Genomic DNA, 20,430 nt, shown 5'->3' on the forward strand with positions numbered 1-20,430 from the left:
AGCCGGGCGAGCAGCCCCAGCCGATGAACATCGAGGTCCCGGCCGAGGGCTACCCCGCCTGGGTCTCGCTCCTGGTCCTGCTGGGGGTGCTGGCGATCATCCCGCTGACCATCATCTACGGCCAGGCCATCGCCCCGTGGATCATCCCGGGACTGGTGGTCGGCTTTCTCACCTATGGCGTGCTGCGCGGGGTGCCGGTATACGAGGTCTTCGTCGAGGGGGCAAAGGAGGGCTTCAACGTGGCCCTGCGGATCATCCCCTATCTGGTGGCGATCCTGGTCGCGGTGGGCATGCTGCGCGAGAGCGGCGCGCTGGGGATGTTCGTCGGGCTGGTCGGGCCGTGGACCACGCCCTTCGGGCTGCCCGCCGAGGCCCTGCCGATGGCGCTGCTGCGGCCACTGTCCGGATCCGGGGCCTACGGGATCATGGCCGGGATCATGCAGGACCCCGCCACCGGGCCGGATACCCACGTCGGCATGCTGGTGTCCACCCTGCAGGGTTCCACCGAGACCACCTTCTACGTGCTCGCGGTCTATTTCGGCGCGATCGGGGTCAAACGGGTCCGCCACACCCTGGCGGCCGCGCTGAGCGCCGACGCGGTGGCGGTGGTCGCCGCGGTCGCGATCGTCGCCTGGCTCTACCTCTGACCCGCGTCGCGGGCGAACGCGCGCACCCGCTCCCGCAGCCCTGCCGGATCCACCGGCTTGGTGATGACCTCGGCGAAACCGGCCGCCAGCGCCCGCTCGCGCGTCGGGTCGGTGGCATCGGCGGTCACCGCCAGCACCGGGACGGCGGCCAGCAGATCGTCGGCCCGCAACGCGCGCAGCACCTGATAACCGTCCATGCCGGGCATCGCCAGATCCAGCAGAATCAGGTCCGGCGCCAGCCGTGCCGCCTCCTCCAGGCCCTTCAGGGGGGTCTCGGCCACCACCGTTTCCAGGTCCGGCTCCGACCCCAGGACCTCTTCCATCAGGCGCAGGTTGGCCGGCTGATCATCGATGCACAGCACCGTGCGCGGCGTGCCGGACGCCGGCAGTTCCGATGCGCCGGTCGCGGCCGGGTGACCGGGCCCGCCCGCGGGTGCTGCCCCGGGATCGCTGTCCGCGGCCAGCGGCAGTTCGAACCAGAAGCAGGAACCCTCGCCCGGCGTACTCGTCACGCCCAGCCGGCCGTCCATCATCTCCACCAGGTGCCGGGTGATGGTGAGTCCCACCCCGCTGCCCTCCACCCCGCTGGCGTCCGCCTCCAGTCGGTCGAAGGGCTGGAACAGCCGTTCCTGCTGCTCGGCAGTCAGTCCGGGGCCGGTGTCGTGCACCTCCAGCTGCAGCCCCTGTTGCCCCGGGGCGCCCAGCAGCGTCACCCGCCCGCCTTCGCGGTTGTACTTGATGGCGTTGGACAAAAGATTCAGCAGGACCTGTTTCAGCCGGGTACGGTCGGCCTGCACGCGGGGGGCATCCGCGGTGGCCGCCCGCGCGCCTTCCAGGCGAACCTCGCGCTCCTGTGCCAGCGGCCGCAGCAGCGACAGGCACTCGTCCACCACGTCCGCCACGTCCACCGGTTCCGGCATCACCTGCAGCCGCCCCGATTCGATGCGCGCGAGGTCCAGGATCTCGTTGATCAGCTCCAGCAGGTGGCGACCGGCGCGGGCGATCTCGTCCAGCTGACTCTGCTGGCGCTCGCCCAGCGACGTGTCGCGCTGCAACAGCTGGGCAAAGCCCAGGATGGCGTTCATCGGCGTGCGCAGCTCGTGGCTCATGTTGGACAGGAAGTCGGACTTCGCCCGGCTCGCCTGCTCGGCCTCCTCGCGGGCCCGCTGCAGCTCGGCGCGCCGCTGCAGCTCCGCGGTAAAATCGCCAAAGATGTTGAAGATGTACTGCGGTTCGCCGCGGCGGTCACGCACCACACCGATCGTACTGCTGGACATGAATACCGCGCCGTTACGGCAGCGGATCGGCAGCTGACCGGTCCAGGCCCCGCCGGCCTCGCGGATTTCGTCGATCTCGCGCGCCGACTGTTCCGCCTCCTCCGGGATCAGTTCGTGATAGAACCGGCCCGCCAGCTCGGTCTCCTCGAAGCCGGTCATCTCCAGCACCGCAGGGTTGTTGTACACCATGCGGCCCTCCCGATCGGCGACCGAGATCGCCTGTTCGGAGGCCTCGAAGATGCGCCGGAACAGCGACAGTTCTTCCTGGGCCTGCTGCAGCTCGGTGACATCCTGAACGGTCCCGGTCAGCCGGCCGTTCTGTTCCCGGCCCCCGGTGCTTTCGCCATGGGCGATCAGATGCAGGTGCCGCAGTTCGCCGTCATCGCGCCGGATGCGCAGAAACACCTCGCCCCGCCCCTCGGTGAGCACCCCGGCATATTCGCGGTCGAGCCGCTCGCGATCTTCGGGGTGCACGAACGCACGAAAGCCCTCCATGCTTACCGGGGCGTCGCCCGGGGACAGGGCGAAGATCTCGTAGACCACGTCGGACCACCACAGCGCTCCGGTCACCGGATCGTGTTCCCAGTGCCCCACGCGCGCCAGGCGCTGGGCTTCACGCAGTCGCGTGGTCTGTCGGGTCAGGGCCAGCTCGGACTGCTTGCGCTTGGTGATGTCCTGCGACACACCCAGCATGTGCAGCACGCCGCCACTGGCGTCGCGCTCGACGTCACCGCGCTGCAGCAGCCAGCGGACCGTGCCATCCGGCCAGACCACCCGGTGCTCCAGTTCGAGATAGGACCCGCGACGCAGGGAACTGCGGATGGCGTTTTCCACCCGCTCGCGATCCTCCGGGTGCACCGCACCGAGAAAGTTTTCCACCGTGGGCTCGAGCTCTCCGTGAGAGTGGCCCAGCAGGGGCGCGATACGCTCGGACCACTGCAGCTCCTCGCGTCCCGGCGTCCATTCCCAGGTCCCCATGTTGGCGAAGCGCTGGCTGCTGCGCAGGCGATGCTCCTGGCGCTTCACCGTGGTGATGTCGGTGCGGATCGACACGTACTGATACGGCAGGCCGTCGCCGTCCAGATAGGGAACGATGGTGGTCTCGACCCAGTACAGCGAGCCGTCCCGCGCGCGGTTGCAGAGTTCGCCCTGCCAGACGCGACCCGCGGCAATGGTCTCCCAGAGCTCCTCGTAGAAAGCCGGGGCGTGCATTCCGGATTTCAGCAGGCGATGGTTGCGCCCCAGCAGATCGGATACGTTATAGCCGCTGACCCGCGCGAACCGCTCGTTGGCATAGATGATGTCGCCAGCCACGTCGGTGATGCTCACCAGCGCGTGCTCGTCGACCGCCAGGTGTTCCCGCTCGCGCTCGTACAGCGCCTGGCGATAAGCACGCGTCACCCCGTCCATCTGCCGCTGCTGGCGGGCACGCGCCACCACCGTATCCGCCAGGCGGCGCGGTTCCACCGGTTTGAGGAACACCCCGCTCGCCCCGGGGTGCAGGGCCATCAGCTCGTTCACCCGCCCGGGGTCGGCGGTCAGGACCAGCATGGGGATGGAGGAACCGTTGTCGCGGGTGCGCAGCAGGGCCGCGAACTCCTCGGCACTGCACCCCCCTTCGTCCAGATCCAGCACCAGGACCTCGACCTCGCCGCCGTGGAGGCGGACCAGCGCGGCATCGGGGTCCGGCTGGACCTCCACCGTCAGTCCGGCCTCCCGCAGGCCCGCCGCCAGGGTGTCGTCGGCGGCCTCGGGGCGGGCACTTGCCAGGAGCACCCGATACCCCGTCTCCGCGACGACCCCGCCGATCTGCACCAGCTGTTCCAGCAGGGTATCGTCCGCCAGCGGGTAATCGAGGCAGCGGGCCGCGCCCTCGCGCACGGCCTGCAGGCGCGCCCCGGGGCTCCAGGAGCGCGCCACCACCAGGGTCGGCAGAAACCCGCGCCCCGGCTCCTGCAGTCGCGCGAGCACCGCGGACTCCGGGGCCACCTCGCCGACGCAGACCACCCGCGCGGTGACCCCGCCGGCGCCCGCCGCGTCCGGTTCGGCGCCGCTCAGCACGACCGCGAAGCCGTGATCACGCAGCATGCCCGCCACCGCCTCGCCGACTTCCGGGTCCTCCGCGACCACCTGCACCCGGCCGCCACCCGCATCCGCCGACACCTGCGGCTGGAGCCGGGTCTCCGGCACCCCCTGTTCCTGACGCGCCCAGGCCTCCGCGGCGGCCTCCAGGCGCGCAAGGCCCAGACGCAGCAGTTCGCGATCGGCGGTATTCGGACGGGCCCGCAGCCCGGCCAGGGTGGCCTGTAGTGACTCGGCCAGGCGCAGGATCTCCTGCACCCCGTGAGTCCGGGCCACGCGGGCCAGGGAGCTGACCTCGCGATACAGCCGATCCACGCAGTCCCCGGAGCATTCACCCTGATCGAGCTCGCCCGCGGCGTCGCGCAGGCGTGCGAGGCGCGCGCTCAGAAAGGCCGGAAAAGCGGACCGCGAAGTCCCGTCGGATACGGTGTCCGAACCCCCGATACCGGCAGCCTGCTCCCCCGTCCGGGGGGCATCAGTTCGGCGGTCCACCGGGCGTTATGTCCTTGTCCTTCACGATGAAGTAGACCCCCGCCGCAGCGAGGACCATCCACAGGAACAGGGCCACCACGCCGATCCGCTCCCACAGCGGAACGAAGAAGAACAGCATCAGGGCCGCCAGCCCCAGCAGGATATTGCCGATGACGAAATTCGAGGGGCGGCCGCCGGACGGATCGGACATGACAGTCTCCTGCAGTGGCTTACTGCTTCTTGTACTGACTGAAATCGAACTGACCCGCGGTCATCTCGTCCCACAGATCGCTTTGCAGCACGGCGAGCAGCTTGAACAGCTTGCGCAGCTCCGGATCCTCCATGAAACTCTGATCGCTGCTGGCCTTCAGGGCCTCCACCAGGGTCGCGCACTGTTCACGACTGATCCCGGTGACATCCAGGCCCTCGTCTCCCATGTCCACATTCATCGAGCCACTCCGGTTCGTTCGGTCCCCCGATTGTATGCCGGTACCGTCGCCCGGCGAAAACGCCGGACTCCGGTCGTGCCATTGCCATGCGACAACGTGCCGGGGCCGCTACTCGCCCCCGCCTGTGTCATTGCGAGGAGCCGAAGGCGACGTGGCAATCGGTTGCTGCCCGCAGTGCACCGGGGCCGGGGGCCGCCATGGCGATTGCTTCGTCACTACGCTCCTCGCAATGACGGGGCCGGCTTACGCCGCCTGCTCGCGGATCTGGTCCACCCGGTTGCGTACGTACAGGTAGTACAGCACCGGGATGATCACCAGGGTCAGCACCGTGGACACGAACACCCCGAAGATCAGCGAGATCGCCAGCCCGGAGAAGATCGGGTCATCGAGGATGAACCCGGCGCCGACCATCGCCGCCAGCCCGGTCAGCACGATCGGCTTGGCCCGCACCGCACCGGCATGCACCACCGCCTCGATGGTATCCACCCCGCGGCGCAGCTCCTCGTTGATGAAATCCACCAGCAGGATCGAGTTGCGCACGATGATCCCCGCCAGCGCGATCATCCCGATCATGGAGGTCGCCGTGAACTTGGCGTCCATGAAGAACGCATCCACGAACGCGTGCCCCGGCATCACCCCGATCACCGTCAACGGGATCGGCGCCATGATGATCAGCGGCACCATGTACGAGCGGAACTGCGCGACCACCAGCAGGTAGATCAGGATCAGCCCCACCGAGTAGGCGATGCCCATGTCGCGGAAGGTCTCGTAGGTCACCTGCCATTCGCCGTCCCACTTCAGGCTGAAGTTGTACGGGTTGTCCGGCTGGCTGATGAACCGCTGCTCCAGCGGCTCGCCATGGACCATGGGCTGGTCGCGCAGGCCGAAGAACATGTCGAACATGCCGTACAGCGGGCTGTCCACTCCGCCCGCCAGATCGCCCTGCACGTAGACCACCGGGAGCAGGTTCTTGTGATGGATGGAGTGTTCGCGGCTCGAATCCACCACGTTCACGACCTCGGCCAGCGGGACCAGTTCGCCGCTCTGCGAGCGGACCCGCAGCCCGAGCACCGGATCCAGGCTGCCCTTCTCCGCACGATCGAACTCCAGACGCACCGGCACCGCATACTTGATGTTGGAGCCGTACAGATAGGTTACGTCCTCGCCGGACAGGGCGGTCTCGATCGCCTCGACCACCGCCCGCTGGGGCACGCCCAGATGCGCGGCGCGCTCGCGGTCCACCTGCAGGATCTTCTTCGGCCCCGGGTGTTCCACCGAGTCATCGATGTCGGTGAGGCCCTCGGTGTTCTCGAACACCTCGCGCACCTGTTTCGCAACCTCGATCTGGCCGTCGTAGTCCGGCCCGTAGATCTCGGCGACGATCGGCGACATCACCGGCGGTCCCGGCGGCACCTCGACCACCTTCACCGCCGCGCCGTCATGGCGCCCGGCGATGGCATTGATCTCGTCGCGCACCGACAGCGCGATGTCGTGGCTGCGTCGGTCGCGCTCGGAGGCATGCGTCAGGTTCACCTGGATGTCGCCGACATGGCTCCCCTCGCGCAGATAGTACTGCCGCACCAGGCCGTTGAAGTTGATGGGCGTGGCCGTGCCCGCGTAGGTCTGCACGTCGTGCACCTCGGGCACCGTCTTGAGGTAGTCGGCCATCTCGCCCAGCACCTGGCCGGTGCGTTCCAGACTGGTGCCCTCGGGCATGTCCAGCACCACCTGGAACTCCGACTTGTCATCGAACGGCAGCATCTTCAGCACCACCAGCTGGTAATAGGCCAGCGACACCGAGCCGACGATCAGCACCAGCGTGCCGATCCACAGCGCCATGCGGTTGATCTTCTTGCGCCCGCCGGTCCCGAGGAAGGGACGCAGCACGAAGTTGAACAGGCGCATCAGGCCATCGGAGGCCGCCTCGCCGGCCTCGTGTCCGCCGTGTCCGCCCCCGGCCTCGTGCTGTTCGGCCTGACGCCGCAGCACCTTGTAGGTCAGCCACGGAGTCACCACGTAGGCCACCGCCAGCGACAGGACCATCCCCATGGAGGCGTTGATCGGGATGGGACTCATGTAGGGCCCCATCAGCCCGGTGACGAAGGCCATGGGCAGCAGCGCCGCGATCACGGTAAAGGTCGCGAGGATGGTCGGGCCGCCCACCTCGTCCACCGCCAGCGGGATGGATTCGAGGAACTTGCGCCCGCCCTGGACCATGTGTCGGTGGATGTTCTCCACCACCACGATCGCGTCGTCCACCAGGATGCCGATGGCGAAGATCAGCGCGAACAGCGACACCCGGTTGAGGGTGAAACCCCAGGCCCAGGACGCGAACAGCGTCAGCGCGAGGGTAATGATGACCGCCACGCCGACGATGAACGCCTCGCGCCAGCCCAGCGCGATCCACACCAGGATGATCACCGACGCGGTTGCCAGCATCAGCTTCTGGATCAGCGTGGAGGCCTTGTCCTCGGCCGTCTCGCCGTAGTTGCGGGTGATCGAGACCTCGACCCCCTCGGGGATGTAGGTGCCCTGCAACTGGTCCAGGCGCTCGATCACCTGGTCGGCGATATCGGGGGCATTGGTGCCCGGCTGCTTGGCCACCGCCACGGTCACCGCCGGGTGACTCTGACCGATGTGCCCGCCGCCCTCGGCCGCGGCACCATGGGCGAAGCGTACGTGCTCGCTCGGATAGCCGGGGCCCTGTTCGACCTCGGCCACGTCTTCCAGATGCACCGGACGTCCGTCATGCATCCCCACCACCAGCCGCGCGAACGCCTCGGGCTCGGTGATGAAATCGCCGGCCTGGATCAGGATCTCCTCGTCGTCCTGATACAGATGCCCGGCATCGCGCGAGAAATTCGACACCGCCAGGGCCTCGCGCAGGTCGTCCACCGCGAGGTTGTGCGCCGCCAGCATCTCCGGCTGGAAGCGCACGTGGACCACGTGGTCGGGCCCGCCGACGGTGTAGATGTCGCGCGTGCCGGGCACCCGCTTGAGTTCCGATTCCAGCCCGTGGGCCACGCGCAGCAGGTCGTGTCCGCCACGTTCTTCGTCCTCGGTCCACAGGGTCACGTTGACGATGGGCACGTCATCGATGCCCATCGGCCGCACCATCGGCTCGCCGACCCCCAGATTCCGCGGCATCCAGTCATCGTTGGAGAAGACCTGGTTGTACAGCCGCACCAGCGCCGCGGTGCGGTCCTCGCCTACCTCGAACTGGATGGTTATATGCGCCATGTCCGGGCGCGAGGTGGAATAGATGTCGTCCACCCCCTCGATCTCGGACAGCACCTGCTCCGCGGGGGTCGACACCAGATGGGCGACCTCCTCGGCGCTGGCCCCGGGGAACGGGATGAACACGTCCGCCATGGTGACGTTGATCTGCGGCTCTTCCTCGCGCGGAGTCACCAGGATGGCGAACAGCCCCAGCAGCAGCCCCACCAGGGCCAGCAAAGGGGTGATCTGGGTGGTCAGGAAGGCCTTCGCAATGCGCCCGGAGATCCCCATGCGCTCCGGGGCCGCGTCCGTGCCGCCGCCGCTCATCGCGTCACCTGCTGGTGTTCCTTGAGATAGATCGCGGCATGCACCGGATCCAGCGCCACGCGTTCACCCTCGCGCAGGCCACCAAGGATCTCGATCATGCCGTCGTGCTCGCGCCCGGTGCGGACCTGACGGAAGCGCACCCGGCCCTCGTCGTCGATCACGTACACCGCGATCACCTCGGAGCGATAGGCCACGGCCTCCTGCGGCACCATCAGGCGCTCGACCTCGTCCAGCACGAAGCTCGTTTTCACGAACATGCCGGGAAACAGACCGCGGTTGTTCTCGTCCTCGGGCAGGTTCACGCGCACGCGGAAGGTGGCGCTCTGCGGATGTGCATAGGGGAACAGGGTCAGGCTCTCGGCAGCGATCCGTTCGCCGGAATCCAGCAGGACCTCGGCCTCGCGCCGATCCCGCACCCCGGGCATCAGACGCTGGGGCACGTCGACCTCGACCCGCAGGCGATCCAGGCTCAGCCCGGCCAGCAGCGGCGAACCCGGCGAGACCGATTCCCCGACCTCGACCATGCGCTCGGTCACGATCCCGGAATACGGCGCGTAGACCTCGGTGTAGCCGAGCTGTTCGCGGGCCTCGTCCACCCGCCCCTCGGCCGAGCGCAGGCGCGCACGGGCGGATTCCAGCTGCGCCTCGGCGCGCTCGAACTCGGAGCGCGACACCACGTCCTGTTCGAACACCTCGCGGATGCGTTCGAACTCGGAGCGCGCCTCGCGGAAACGTGCCCGCGCATCGGCGAGGTCACCCTCGGCCTGACTCAGGCGCGCCTGTTGCTGGACGTCGCTGATGCGCAGCAGGAGTTCGTCCTCTTCGACAAAGTCATCCACGTCCACGTAGATCTCGCGGATGCGGCCCGAGGTCTGGGCCGAGATGGTGGAGCGCTGGACCGCTTCGACGCGGCCATCCAGCAGACGCTCCTGCGGCAGGGTCAGACGCTCGGCCTCGACCGTCTCGAAGGGCAGGTCATCGGCCTGAGTCGCCAGCGGCAGAGCCAGCGCAAGCAGCGCGGCCCCGATGATCGGGAGTCGTGTCATGGTGTGGTCCCTTCCGGATATTCGGCCCTCTCCTGCCACCCTTCTTGCGGGGCGATCAGCCGTCACGGGGCCGTTCTTTAATATATTAGTTTTCCCTAATTTAACGGAGCCGGCCACGGGCGGGCAAATCCCCGACCGCAACCCCGGTAACTGCCCGGAGTATAGCTTTCCCCGTCGGTTTTGCAGCAAAGCCCTGCAACCCCCTGCACCGCGCCGCGTCTGTCCGTATCATGTCGGCACCCGCACGGGGACGTTCCCCGACCGCCGTTTCATTCCCGGGAGACCGCCATGCCACTGCTGCGTATCGAGACCAACGTTGCCCTGCCCGCCGATCCGGATGCCGTCACCGCCCGCCTGTCGACCGCGGTTGCCGAATGGCTGAACAAGCCCGAGGGCTACGTGATGGTCGCCCTTGGCCACAACGCCCACATGCGTTTCGGCGGCAGCACCGAGGCACTCGCCTACTGCGAACTCAAGAGCATCGGCCTGCCCGAGGGCCTGACCCGCGAGCTGTCACGCAAGCTGTGCGACACCCTGCAGGCCGAACTGGGCGTGGAGCCGGCACGCATCTACATCGAGTTCGCCGATGCCCCGCGCCATTTCTGGGGCACCAACGGCACCACGTTCTGATCCCGACTCCGTCCGCTCCACGACCACCGACCACAAGGCCCGAGCCCCATGCGCGTCTCGCAATTCCCGCTGAACACCCTGAAGGAAACCCCGGCCGACGCCGAGATCGTCTCCCACCAGCTGATGCTGCGCGCCGGCTACATCCGCCGGCTCGCCTCCGGGCTGTACACCTGGCTGCCGCTGGGGCTGCGTGTGCTGCGCCGGGTGGAGAACATCGTGCGCGAGGAGATGGACCGCGCCGGGGCCCTGGAGGTGCTGATGCCGGCCATCCAGCCGGCCGAGCTGTGGCAGGAATCCGGGCGCTGGGACTTCTACGGGGCCGAGCTGCTGCGCATCAAGGACCGCCACGAACGCGATTTCTGCTATGGCCCGACCCACGAAGAGGTCATCACCGATCTGGTGCGCCGCGAGATCCGCAGCTACCGTCAGCTGCCGGTGAACTATTACCAGATCCAGACCAAGTTCCGCGACGAGCGCCGCCCGCGCTTCGGCGTGATGCGCGCGCGCGAATTCCTGATGAAGGACGCCTACTCCTTCCACCTGGATGCCGACTCGCTGGGGCAGACCTACCAGCAGATGCACGACGCCTACTGCCGCATCTTCCAGCGCTGCGGCCTCGACTTCCGTGCGGTGGAAGCCGATACCGGCGCGATCGGGGGCAACGCCTCGCACGAGTTCCACGTGCTGGCCGCCTCCGGCGAGGACGCGATCGCCTTCTCCCCGGGCGGCTTTGCCGCCAACGTCGAACTCGCGCCCTGCCCCGGCCCGGCCGCGCCGGCCGCCCCCGCCGAGACGCTGCAGAAGGTCGCCACCCCGGACGTCCACACCATCGCCGATCTCGCGGCCTTCCTCGACGTGCCGACCGAACGCACGGTCAAGACCCTGGTGGTGGCCGCCAGCGACGCGGTCGACGCCGATCTGGTCGCCCTGGTGCTGCGCGGCGACCACGAACTCAACGACGTGAAGGCCGAGAAGCACCCCTGGATCGCCGAGCCGCTGCGCATGGCAGAGGCGGCCGAGATCCGTACCGTGTTCGGCACCGACCCCGGCTCCCTGGGCCCGATGGACAGCCCGATCCCGGTGCTGGCCGACCACGCCGTGCTCGGCATGGCCGACATGGTGGTCGGCGCCAACGAGGACGACCACCACCTGACCGGCGTCAACTGGGAACGCGACCTGCCGCGCCCGGAGGGTGCCGACCTGCGCAACATCACCGAGGGCGAACCCGCGCCCGACGGCTCCGGCCCCATCGAGATCCGCCGCGGCATCGAGGTCGGCCACATCTTCCAGCTGGGCGACAAGTATTCCGAGACCCTGGGCGCCCGGGTACTGGACGAGGACGGCCGCGAGCAGATCGTCACCATGGGCTGCTACGGCATCGGCGTCTCGCGCGTGGTCGCCGCCGCGATCGAACAGAACTCCGACGAGCGCGGCATCTGCTGGCCCACCGCCATCGCCCCGTTCGACATCGCCCTGTGCCCGATCGGCGCGAAGAAGTCGCAGCGCGTGCGCGATGCCGCCGAACAGCTGCACGACGAGCTCGAGGCCGCCGGCTTCCAGGTCCTGCTGGACGACCGCGAACAGCGCCCCGGCGTGATGTTCGCCGACATGGAGCTGATCGGCATCCCCCACCGCATCGTGATCGGCGAACGCGGCCTGGACGCCGGCGAACTCGAATACCAGGCCCGCACCGCCGCCGAGGCCGAACACCTGCCGATGGACGGACTGGTGGCGGCCCTGCGCGAACGCACGGGGCACGGCGCGTAGGCGCCACCCGCACCGGCGCCCGGATGCGGCTGCAGGAACTTGCTTGCAAGCGAACGGGCTGCTGGTGCCCGTGCTTGACCGCTGCCGCCAGGCCTTGAGCTGACGCTGCGGAGTCGGCAGCGGTCAACCCGGGGCAGCAGGCCGTGTTCGCTTGCAAGCAAGCTCCCACAACCGCCGGGCGCCAGCCTGAAACCGCGCGGCAGCGGGTGGCACAGCCGCCAGGGGCATGGCCGTTCAGCCGCCACTCAGGCGGCCCCGGCAGGATAGACTGACCGAGCCGCCCCGGCGGCCATCGTGTTCCATCCGACAGGGATTGCCGCCATGACCATGCCCCGATCCATTGCCCGTCTCATCCTGATGTCCGCCGTGCTGAGCCTGGCGCTGATGCTGGCCGCCTGTGCCCCGCGTATCTACGGCGTGCCGGAGGAGCACTGGGAGCAGATGAGCGAATCCGAGCGCCAGGAGGCGATGCGCGCCTGGGAGTCGGTGCAGAAGGAGCGCGAACAGACCCGGCGCGAGCAGCAGAAGATCGAGGCGCGCGAGCGCGCGGAACGTCAGGCGCGCATCGATCGCATCCACCGCGGCGAGGAGGGGCACTTCGGTGACCTGATCCGCGTGAGCCTGGAACGCGGGCGGATGCGCATCGGCGGCCGCGAACGGCGCTATGCCCCGCTGGCCTTCACCCTGGCGGATGGCGAGACACGCACGGTGGAGGTCCACAGCGAACGACGTTCGGGGGAGATGAAGGTCGCCTACCGCGAAGGTTTGCTGCTGCTGGATCTGCCGTCCCGTGGCCGCAACGAGTACGGCGCGGCCCGCCTGCCGTGGCGCTCCGGCTGGCGCCGCGGCGAGACCCGCCGGGTGGATTCCGACGGGCCACTGGAGCTGCGCGACGTGCGCGTCCACGTGGAGGCGGTGCCCCTGCCCGGGCATGGTTCCCGCCGGTTCTGAACAAGCGGGCCGGCCCCGCCCTGTTCGCCTGCAAGCAGGCTCCCACAGGCATCGGGGCAGCCCTGGCCGCGAATCAGCGAATCAGTACCCCGGACCCGGCACCCGGTGGGCCGGCACCGGGTCGTCGACATGCTCGGCAGTGCGCAGTCGGCGGCTCTTTTCCACCATGCGCCAGCAGGAGCGGTTGTTGTTGTAGCGCGAGACGTGCTGCAGCGGCACCCACAGCACCGCGTGCGACTCGTGGCTGCCGGGGATCTCCAGGCGGTCGTCGATCTCCACCAGGAAGCGCACGTCGATGTGGTCGTGCTGCGGGAACTCGGGGCTGGCGGGGATGGTGTGGATATCCAGGTCGAAGACGTCTTCGGCGACCAGCCGGATGTGCTCGCGCGCCAGCCCGGTCTCTTCGTGCACCTCGCGCAGGGCCACCTGGAGGATGTCGGCCTGACCGTCCGCATGGCCGCCGGGCTGGAACCAGCGGTTATGCTTGCCGTGCAGCAGCATCAGCGCCCGCTCGCGGTCGGGGCTGAGGACCCAGGCGGAGCCGGTGACATGCGCCGGCAGCAGATCGCAGTTGAAGCAGTCGGGGTGCCGGCGGACGAAATCCAGCGCGCGGCGGCGAAAGCCCGCCTCCTCGATGAACGGGGTCTGGTGACGTTGCAGCAGATGCAGCAGCTGTTCGCGATGCATGGCGCTCAGGTTCCCGCAGGGCGTTCCAGGGCGGCGCTGGCGGCGCGCGCCGCTTCGTCGATGTCGGCCTCGCTGCCGGCCAGGATCAGCCGGCCGAAGGCCCCCACCGCGCTGACGTCGATCAGGGTCACATGCGCGGCCTTCAGCGCCTGGTTGGCGGCATAGATGATGTAGCCCGCCGGCTCGGCTTCGAGGATGAACATGCTCTGTTCCGGCAGGATCATCGAGCCGCGACGGTTCTGGCGGTTGATCAGCACCGTGTGGTCGGGCGACATCCCGCGGATGATCTCCTGCCACGGGATGTTGCACTGCTGGCGGTCGGAGACCTCGGCCCCCATGCGCGACAGCAGCACGCGCCCGGCCTCCTGCACGTCGGAGTCGTCGCGCTGGTGCACCACCATCGAGCCGTATTCGCGTTCCACCACCTGCTGCGACAGGTGCACGCGGGTGGACTTCAGCGCGATGTCGGTCAGGCGGTGCACGGCCATGCCCGGCGAGACCTCCACCCACAGGCAGGAGTCACCCGGCACCGGCGGGAATCCCTGCGAGACGGTCGCCATGTAGGCCGCCAGCTGCGGCTGCAGGGAGTCCATGTAGACGTAGGTACGGAGCTTGATCATCGATCTCGTCGGGAAGGTCGCCGGGGCCGGCCGCAGGGGGCGTATTCTGGACTGCGGGGCGACACCGATCAAATCCGCGGGCAAATCCGCGGGCGCGCGGTCACCGGGAACGAATGATAAGCTTCGCGCCATCATCCGGAATCCAGCCCGAATCCCATGTCGCAAGCCGATGACCCCGCGGACCTGCTGACCGCCCTCGAAGACGACCCCGACATCGACCTGGCGGAGATCCTCCGGCGCCTGGTCGACTGGCTGCGCCCGGACGACCCGCGCAATGTCGCTCCGGTGATCGCGCGCCTGGAATCCCTGGTACTGGCCCTGCAGGACCAGCCTGCGCTGCGCGAACGCCTGCGTGAACGCCTGGAAGCCGGGCTGGAAGACGCCCGCCACCTGACGCTGTACACCGGGATCGGACTGTTTTCGCGCCGCGGCTTCTTCCGCGAGGCCGCGGAACTGCTGTACGAGCGCATCAACCCGTCGCCGATGGATCGCACCGACCTGCGCGACGTGCTCTATCACGTGTTCCACGATCCGGACGACGCGGTCTGGGTGGCACGCCTGCCGGACGATGCCTGGCTGCGCCTGCTGAGCGCGCTCGGCTGTCTTTCCGGCGAACACCCCGGAGTCCTGGAACGGGCCCGCGAGGAGATCCTCTACGCCCTGGAGATGCTCTCGATCTGGATCGCGGCGGAGGAGCTGGAACCCGAACTCCTGCGTCTGGATCCGTCGATCGCCGAGCGCAATTCGGCCTTCGTGGCGCAGGAACGCGAGATCGCGGCCTACGTGCGCGAGTACCGCGCCTGGTTGCAGGACCCGACCCGCGAGCGCCGTGACGACCGCCATGCGCGGGTCCTGCTGGAGCAGTGCGCCGAGCAGATCGAGAAGCTGCGCACGCTGTCGCACAGCCGCGGCAACAGCCTGTCGCTGACACACCTGCTGGAGCGGCTGAACCAGACGCTGGCGCGCATCCACAAGCTGCTGGATCTGCTCGAGCCCGAAGAATCCGCGACCACCCGCGCCACCGCCGTCGGCCTGTTCCGCGAGCTGGTGACCACCAGCGCCCGGCGCCACGGCGTGCGCGCCCTGTGGCAGGACAACATCCGCCAGGTCTCGCGCAGCGTGACCCAGCACGTCTCCGACACCGGCGAGAAATACATCACCCGGGGACGCCAGGAATACTTCGGCATGCTCGGGTCCGGCGCCGGGGCCGGGGTGATCATCGCGCTGATGGCCCTGATCAAGATCCAGATCGGCCACCTCGGACTGTCGGAGGGCTGGTACGCATTCTGGTCCAGCCTCAACTATGGCCTGGGCTTCGTGCTGATCCACATGCTGCACCTGACGGTGGCCACCAAGCAGCCCGCGATGACCGCGGCACGCATGGCCGCGGCCATCGAACAGACCGAACGCGGCACCGCCGACCCGTCGAAACTCGCCGATCTGCTGGTCCGGGTCGGACGTTCGCAGTTCGCCGCCATCCTCGGCAACGTAGGTGTGGCCCTGCCCATGGCCCTGTTTATCGGCCTGTTCGCGCTGTCGGTCTTCGAACAGCCGGTACTGGACAGCACGAAGGCCGACTATCTGCTGGACGGCCTGCGCCCGCTCGCCGGGCTCGCCCTGCTGTTCGCGGCCATCGCCGGGGTCTGGCTGTTCGTATCCGGGCTGGTGGCCGGCTGGCTGGACAACCGCTGCGCCTATCTCGACCTGCCCGGGCGCCTGCGCGAACACCCGCTGCTGCGGCGCCTGCTGCCGCAGCGGGCGCGCCACGGCCTGGCGAACTGGGTCGGCTACCACTATGGCGCCGTGCTCGGCAACATGGTGTTCGGCGCCCTGCTGGGGGCGACCGGCTATGTCGGTTATCTCACCGGGCTGCCGCTGGATATCCAGCACGTGGCGTTCGCGTCGGCCAACCTGGGCTACGTCACGGTGAACGAGGGACTCGCCCTGGCCACCTTCGGCCTGTTCCTGGCGTTCGTGCTGCTGATCGGTGCGATCAACCTGTGGGTCAGCTTCGGCCTGGCACTGTACGTGGCGCTGCGCGCCCGCGGCGTGCGCATCGGCTCCCCGGCGCGGCTGCTGCGCGCCTACGGCCGCCACCTGCGGCGCCACCCGGCGGAATTCCTGCTGCCGCCCCCGCGCTCGCGCGACTGAGCGCGCACGGCTATGCTCCGGGCATGAGCGATTCGAAACGTCTGGACGATCTGGTCGCACGCGCCCGGCGCGAGCGGGACGAACGCGAACGCGGCTATCGCGAGCAGGCCCTGGGCATGTACCCGTGGGTCTGCGGGCGCTGCGGCCGCGAGTTCACCCGCGCCAACCTGCACGAACTCACGGTCCACCACCGCGACCACAACCACGACAACAACCCGCCGGATGGCAGCAACTGGGAACTGCTGTGCCTGTACTGCCACGACAACGAGCACCAGCGCCATGGCGAGGCGCGTGCGGCGGGGCCGTCCGCCGCGGGGTCCGGCGCTGCGGCGGCTTCCGGGGGCGCCACCTGGAACCCGTTCGCCGACCTCGCCGAGCGCCTGAAGGACCCGGGCAAGGACTGAACCGGGCCGCCCCGCGCCTCCCGGGCGATCACTCCGGCGTAGCGCGCGCCACGCCCCGCAGCAGCCGGCCGAGGATATCGCTGCCACTGAGGATGCGCCGGTGCTCTCCCCACAGCAGGATCACGTCCTCGCCCAGCACGGTGTCCCCCTCGTGCGCCGGACGCACGCGGAAATGCGGGATCAATCCGCCCAGCCGCCGGTTGCCGTCGCGCACCACCACCGGATGCAGGCAATGGTGCAGCGGATCGAATCTCTCGGGCGCGAACAGGGCCTCGCGGGTGAAATCCGCAGCCCGCAGCACCCGGCGGGGCTCGCCGGTCGAGTCGGTGAGGATGACCCAGGAGCAGGCCGCCCGGTTGATGCTGCGCAGGAACGGGTCGTCCACCCGCGGCTCGATGTGCGGAAACCGCGGCCGGTCCCCGTCGAACTCCAGGGTCAGAATGCTGGCCGGATCCACCGGCTCGCCCTCGTGGCGCACCGCGATGTCGTCCAGCTCGAGGAAATTGCGCGCCCCGCGCCCCTCCACCCGCGCGATCTCGCTCTCGCCCGCACGCATGTGCAGATCCAGCACCTGGTGCAGGTCGCGTTCCGGGAAATAGCGGATCTCCTCCCCGCCCAGCCAGCGGTCCAGCACCCACGCAGTGGGCCGCGCGACCGGATACATCAGAAACTGATAGAAACGCAGCACCGGATAAAGCACGGAGGCCACGCGCAGGGCGTGGCGGGAAAAATACGACTGCGGGATGATCTCGGCAAAGATGGTGATGACCACGGTGGAGAACAGAAACGCCGCGACCCCGCCGAGCACCGAGCCGGAGAGCAGCGCCAGCAGGACGTTGACGCCCACGTTGCCCCACAGGATGGTCACCAGCGCAAAGTTGGAATCCTCGCGCAGGTGCAGGACCCGCTGCGCCCGCGCGTCCCCCTTGCTGGCCTCCACCTTGAGTTCCAGCTTGCTGCGGGCGAACAGCCCCAGGTTGAGTCCCGAAAGGATCGCCGACTGCGACAGGCACAGCAGCACGCCGATCCAGGTCAGCGCAGTCGTCATCCTCGCCCCCGGCGGTCGCTTGATGCCGCCAGTATCCCACACCCGGATGGCACTGCGATCGGTTCCGCCGGACTGTACCCGCTGCGCCTCGCGGTGTAGCGTATGCGGCGACCAAAGGAGGGGCCGCCAGAGCACAAAAAAGCCACGCGGTCCGTTAAGGAAACGCTGATTCATGTGTGCGTTTCCTGAAGGGGGAAACATGCAAAAGCATCCGGATTGGCGGGACACCTGGCCGATCTATCTGCGCTATACGGCGCTGGCCGTGGCGATCGTCGCCGTGCTGGCGGTGGTCCAGGTGCGCTTCGTCTACGCCGTCGACGGCTTCCCGCCGCAGCTGTTCGTCATCCCGTCGGCGGTCGGGCTGCTGTTCGGCATCATGCTCGCGCGCATCCGCGTGCTCGCGTCGCACACCCACGTGCTGCGCGCCTTCGCCGCGGTCACGGCCGGGACCCGCGAGCCGGAAGCGGAGGACGACGCCCGGGCCTTCCACCGTCTGCTGGAGGCCGCAGCCGGCGAGCTGGACAGTGACGAGATCGCGCTGTTCCGGCAGGGCGACACGGGCATCGAGCGTCTGGCCCACTGGGCGCGCGATCCGCAGCGCCCGGCCTGTCTGATAGAGGAGCGGGCCGCCGCGCTGTGCACGCGCGGCGCCGAAGAGCCGGTTCCCCGGAGCCTCCCCGGACAGGAACTGGAGCTGCCGGCGGCCGGACGGGTGGATCTCGTGCGGGTGCCGATCGATCTGCCGGAGCCCGTGGTCCTGGCCGCCTGTCGCCGCGGCCACCGCACCCGCCGCCCGCCCGACCCTGTGGTCCGCGGCTTCCTCGGGCTGTGTGCCGAATGGCTGGGTATGCGCCTGGAACGCCGGCATCAGCAGGCGATCATCGACGAGCAGCGTGCCCGCCACGCGCGTGAACAGCGCCGCGCGCAGACCACCCTGGCCTCGATTTGCGACGGCGTGCTGACCGTGGACACCACCGGCCGGATCGACTACGCCAATCCGATGGCCGCCCGACTGCTGCACCAGCCGGTCGAAGCACTGACCGAACAGCCGCTCGAACGGGTGCTGCAGCTGGAAGACCAAAGTACCGGCCGCCCCCCGGACCCGCTGACCCCCGGGGCCGGCCCCCCGGCCAGCGAGCACGGGGCCGGCACCGACGAGCAGGTCCTCCGGCGCTCCGACGGGTCCCGCCTGCCGGTCCAGCTGACCGTCACCCCGGTGCAGGACACCGACGGCACCGCACGCGGGCACGTCATCGTCCTGCGCGACGTGTCCGAAGTCCGCGAGGCCCTGCAGCACATGGCCTATTACAGTTCGCACGACGACCTGACCGGCCTGATCAACCGGCGACGTTTCGAGCAGCTGGTCGAGGAAGCCCTGCACGGCGCCCGCAGCGACGGACGCCCGCATGTGCTGTGCTATCTCGATCTCGACCAGTTCAAGCTGATCAACGACACCCGCGGCCACCAGGCCGGTGACGAGATGCTGCGCCAGATCGCGGGCATGCTGCGCAGCATCATGCGGCCGCAGGACCACCTCGCGCGTCTGGGCGGCGACGAATTCGGCATCCTGATGCAGGACTGCGACATCGAGCAGGGCAGCCAGATGGCCGTGGGCATCGCCAGCGAGATCGCCGGCATGCGCTTCTTCTGGGAAGACAACGTCTTTGCCCTGTCGGCCAGCCTGGGCGTCGTGCCGGTGGACAGCGAATCCGAGTCCACCCAGCAGTTGCTGCGCCACGCCGACACCGCCTGCTACGCAGCCAAGGATTCGGGACGCAATCAGGTCCGCGTCTACACCCCGCAGGATGTCGATCTGGCCGATCGCGCGGGCGAGATGCACTGGGTCAGCCGCATCCCCCAGGCGATCGAACGCGGAGAATTCGAACTCTGGGCTCAGCCGGTGCTCGCACTGGACGACGGACCACCCGCCTACCAGGAGCTCCTGCTCCGGCTGCGCGACGAGCACGGCAACCCGGTTCCCCCGGGGACCTTCATCCCGGCGGCGGAGCGATACGATCTGATGTGCCAGCTGGATCGCTGGGTGGTGGAAACCGCACTGGAATGGATGCAGGACTGCCAGGCCCGCGGTGCCGAACTGCCGGTCATCGGGATCAACATCTCCGGCACCGCGCTCAACAGCGAGGCCTTCCCCGAATTCCTGCTGGAACGGGTGCGCTCGGCCGGCATCCCCGGCCACCGCCTGTGCTTCGAGATCACCGAAACCGCCGCGGTCGGCAACCTGACCCGCACCGCGCGCTTCATGCGCGAGCTGCGTGGCGAAGGCTGCCTGTTCGCGCTGGACGATTTCGGCAGCGGCCTGTCCTCCTTCGCCTATCTGAAGAACCTGCCGGTGGACTTTCTCAAGGTGGACGGCAGCTTCGTCAAGGACATCGAGCACGACCCCATCGACCTCGCCATGGTGCGCGCCATCCATGACATCAGCGGCATCGTCGGCCTGACCACCATCGCCGAACACGTCGAGAACGAACATATCGGCAACCACCTGCGGGCCCTGGGCATCCCCTACGGCCAGGGCTACGGCCTGGCCATGCCCGCCCCGCTGGCCGCCTGTACGCCGTCGCAGACCTCCGCCCCGGCCCCGGTCGAGTGATCCGGATCACGCACGCGGCGGATTCGTCACCCGAAGGGCCGCC

Annotated in this window: 14 protein-coding genes and 1 pseudogene; 7 read left to right on the forward strand and 8 right to left on the reverse strand. The window is 68.8% G+C overall.

What is annotated here, in order from left to right:
• Nucleotides 1-17: 17 nt before the first annotated feature.
• Nucleotides 18-647 (forward strand): annotated as a pseudogene (locus tag C998_RS15360) (spore maturation protein); the annotation flags it as partial.
• Here the strand turns inward: C998_RS15360 and C998_RS0106395 are convergent.
• The 5 genes from C998_RS0106395 to C998_RS0106415 all read right to left on the reverse strand — a co-directional run bounded on the left by C998_RS0106395 (nucleotide 638) and on the right by C998_RS0106415 (nucleotide 9,518).
• The gene (locus C998_RS0106395) at nucleotides 638-4,498 is read right to left on the reverse strand and encodes a PAS domain-containing protein (protein WP_018870030.1); all 3,861 of its coding nucleotides are present in this window, start codon (nucleotides 4,496-4,498) and stop codon (nucleotides 638-640) included. The pseudogene C998_RS15360 and the gene C998_RS0106395 overlap by 10 nt on opposite strands.
• The gene (locus C998_RS0106400) at nucleotides 4,482-4,688 is read right to left on the reverse strand and encodes a hypothetical protein (protein ID WP_018870031.1); all 207 of its coding nucleotides are present in this window, start codon (nucleotides 4,686-4,688) and stop codon (nucleotides 4,482-4,484) included. The genes C998_RS0106395 and C998_RS0106400 overlap by 17 nt, the downstream gene beginning before the upstream one ends.
• 19 nt (nucleotides 4,689-4,707) lie before the next feature.
• Nucleotides 4,708-4,926: a hypothetical protein gene (locus C998_RS0106405; protein WP_018870032.1), complete on the reverse strand. Its 219-nt coding sequence runs from the start codon at nucleotides 4,924-4,926 to the stop codon at nucleotides 4,708-4,710.
• A gap of 243 nt (nucleotides 4,927-5,169) precedes the next feature.
• The gene (locus C998_RS0106410) at nucleotides 5,170-8,472 is read right to left on the reverse strand and encodes an efflux RND transporter permease subunit (RefSeq protein ID WP_018870033.1); all 3,303 of its coding nucleotides are present in this window, start codon (nucleotides 8,470-8,472) and stop codon (nucleotides 5,170-5,172) included.
• A complete protein-coding gene (locus C998_RS0106415) occupies nucleotides 8,469-9,518 on the reverse strand; it encodes an efflux RND transporter periplasmic adaptor subunit (protein WP_018870034.1) in 1,050 nt (349 codons plus the stop codon). The genes C998_RS0106410 and C998_RS0106415 overlap by 4 nt, the downstream gene beginning before the upstream one ends.
• A 288-nt stretch (nucleotides 9,519-9,806) precedes the next feature.
• On the opposite strand from C998_RS0106415, the gene C998_RS0106420 reads away from it, so the two are divergent.
• The 3 genes from C998_RS0106420 (at nucleotide 9,807) to C998_RS0106430 (ending at nucleotide 12,866) form a co-directional block, all read left to right on the forward strand.
• Nucleotides 9,807-10,148, forward strand: a complete 342-nt coding sequence (locus C998_RS0106420; RefSeq protein ID WP_018870035.1) for a phenylpyruvate tautomerase MIF-related protein — start codon at nucleotides 9,807-9,809, stop codon at nucleotides 10,146-10,148.
• 48 nt (nucleotides 10,149-10,196) lie between these two features.
• Complete coding sequence (locus C998_RS0106425) at nucleotides 10,197-11,915, forward strand: proline--tRNA ligase (protein WP_018870036.1); 1,719 nt, start codon at nucleotides 10,197-10,199, stop codon at nucleotides 11,913-11,915.
• 321 nt (nucleotides 11,916-12,236) lie between these two features.
• Nucleotides 12,237-12,866: a hypothetical protein gene (locus C998_RS0106430; RefSeq protein ID WP_018870037.1), complete on the forward strand. Its 630-nt coding sequence runs from the start codon at nucleotides 12,237-12,239 to the stop codon at nucleotides 12,864-12,866.
• A gap of 81 nt (nucleotides 12,867-12,947) precedes the next feature.
• Here the strand turns inward: C998_RS0106430 and C998_RS0106435 are convergent, their stop codons facing one another.
• Nucleotides 12,948-13,553: an NUDIX hydrolase gene (locus C998_RS0106435; RefSeq protein WP_018870038.1), complete on the reverse strand. Its 606-nt coding sequence runs from the start codon at nucleotides 13,551-13,553 to the stop codon at nucleotides 12,948-12,950.
• Nucleotides 13,554-13,558: 5 nt separating this feature from the next.
• Nucleotides 13,559-14,173 carry a BMC domain-containing protein gene (locus tag C998_RS0106440; protein WP_018870039.1) on the reverse strand — a complete coding sequence of 205 codons (615 nt, stop codon included), beginning with the start codon at nucleotides 14,171-14,173 and terminating at the stop codon, nucleotides 13,559-13,561.
• Between the two features lie 156 nt (nucleotides 14,174-14,329).
• Between C998_RS0106440 and C998_RS0106445 the strand changes: the two genes are divergently transcribed.
• Nucleotides 14,330-16,324, forward strand: a complete 1,995-nt coding sequence (locus C998_RS0106445; RefSeq protein ID WP_018870040.1) for a site-specific recombinase — start codon at nucleotides 14,330-14,332, stop codon at nucleotides 16,322-16,324.
• A 23-nt stretch (nucleotides 16,325-16,347) separates the two neighbouring features.
• A complete protein-coding gene (locus C998_RS0106450) occupies nucleotides 16,348-16,728 on the forward strand; it encodes a YajD family HNH nuclease (protein WP_018870041.1) in 381 nt (126 codons plus the stop codon).
• 28 nt (nucleotides 16,729-16,756) lie between these two features.
• Here the strand turns inward: C998_RS0106450 and C998_RS0106455 are convergent, their stop codons facing one another.
• Nucleotides 16,757-17,776 carry a DUF21 domain-containing protein gene (locus tag C998_RS0106455; RefSeq protein ID WP_018870042.1) on the reverse strand — a complete coding sequence of 340 codons (1,020 nt, stop codon included), beginning with the start codon at nucleotides 17,774-17,776 and terminating at the stop codon, nucleotides 16,757-16,759.
• A gap of 199 nt (nucleotides 17,777-17,975) precedes the next feature.
• Between C998_RS0106455 and C998_RS0106460 the strand changes: the two genes are divergently transcribed.
• Nucleotides 17,976-20,387 (forward strand): bifunctional diguanylate cyclase/phosphodiesterase, encoded by a 2,412-nt coding sequence (locus tag C998_RS0106460; RefSeq protein ID WP_026279504.1) that lies wholly within the window; start codon nucleotides 17,976-17,978, stop codon nucleotides 20,385-20,387.
• The last annotated feature ends 43 nt before the right edge of the window (nucleotides 20,388-20,430 follow it).

The sequence above is a fragment of the Thioalkalivibrio sp. ALgr3 genome (assembly GCF_000377325.1).
Classification (GTDB): Bacteria; Pseudomonadota; Gammaproteobacteria; order Ectothiorhodospirales; family Ectothiorhodospiraceae; genus Thioalkalivibrio.

Excerpts from the sequence above, each read along its gene's own strand:
- C998_RS0106405 (WP_018870032.1), bottom strand. The coding sequence starts at position 4,926 with ATGAATGTGGACATGGGAGACGAGGGCCTGGATGTCACCGGGATCAGT.
- C998_RS0106455 (WP_018870042.1), bottom strand. The coding sequence starts at position 17,776 with ATGACGACTGCGCTGACCTGGATCGGCGTGCTGCTGTGCCTGTCGCAG.
- C998_RS0106450 (WP_018870041.1), top strand. The coding sequence starts at position 16,348 with ATGAGCGATTCGAAACGTCTGGACGATCTGGTCGCACGCGCCCGGCGC.
- C998_RS0106435 (WP_018870038.1), bottom strand. The coding sequence starts at position 13,553 with ATGCATCGCGAACAGCTGCTGCATCTGCTGCAACGTCACCAGACCCCG.
- C998_RS0106430 (WP_018870037.1), top strand. The coding sequence starts at position 12,237 with ATGACCATGCCCCGATCCATTGCCCGTCTCATCCTGATGTCCGCCGTG.
- C998_RS0106400 (WP_018870031.1), bottom strand. The coding sequence starts at position 4,688 with ATGTCCGATCCGTCCGGCGGCCGCCCCTCGAATTTCGTCATCGGCAAT.
- C998_RS0106410 (WP_018870033.1), bottom strand. The coding sequence starts at position 8,472 with ATGAGCGGCGGCGGCACGGACGCGGCCCCGGAGCGCATGGGGATCTCC.
- C998_RS0106420 (WP_018870035.1), top strand. The coding sequence starts at position 9,807 with ATGCCACTGCTGCGTATCGAGACCAACGTTGCCCTGCCCGCCGATCCG.
- C998_RS0106425 (WP_018870036.1), top strand. The coding sequence starts at position 10,197 with ATGCGCGTCTCGCAATTCCCGCTGAACACCCTGAAGGAAACCCCGGCC.
- C998_RS0106415 (WP_018870034.1), bottom strand. The coding sequence starts at position 9,518 with ATGACACGACTCCCGATCATCGGGGCCGCGCTGCTTGCGCTGGCTCTG.
- C998_RS0106460 (WP_026279504.1), top strand. The coding sequence starts at position 17,976 with ATGCAAAAGCATCCGGATTGGCGGGACACCTGGCCGATCTATCTGCGC.
- C998_RS0106445 (WP_018870040.1), top strand. The coding sequence starts at position 14,330 with ATGTCGCAAGCCGATGACCCCGCGGACCTGCTGACCGCCCTCGAAGAC.
- C998_RS0106440 (WP_018870039.1), bottom strand. The coding sequence starts at position 14,173 with ATGATCAAGCTCCGTACCTACGTCTACATGGACTCCCTGCAGCCGCAG.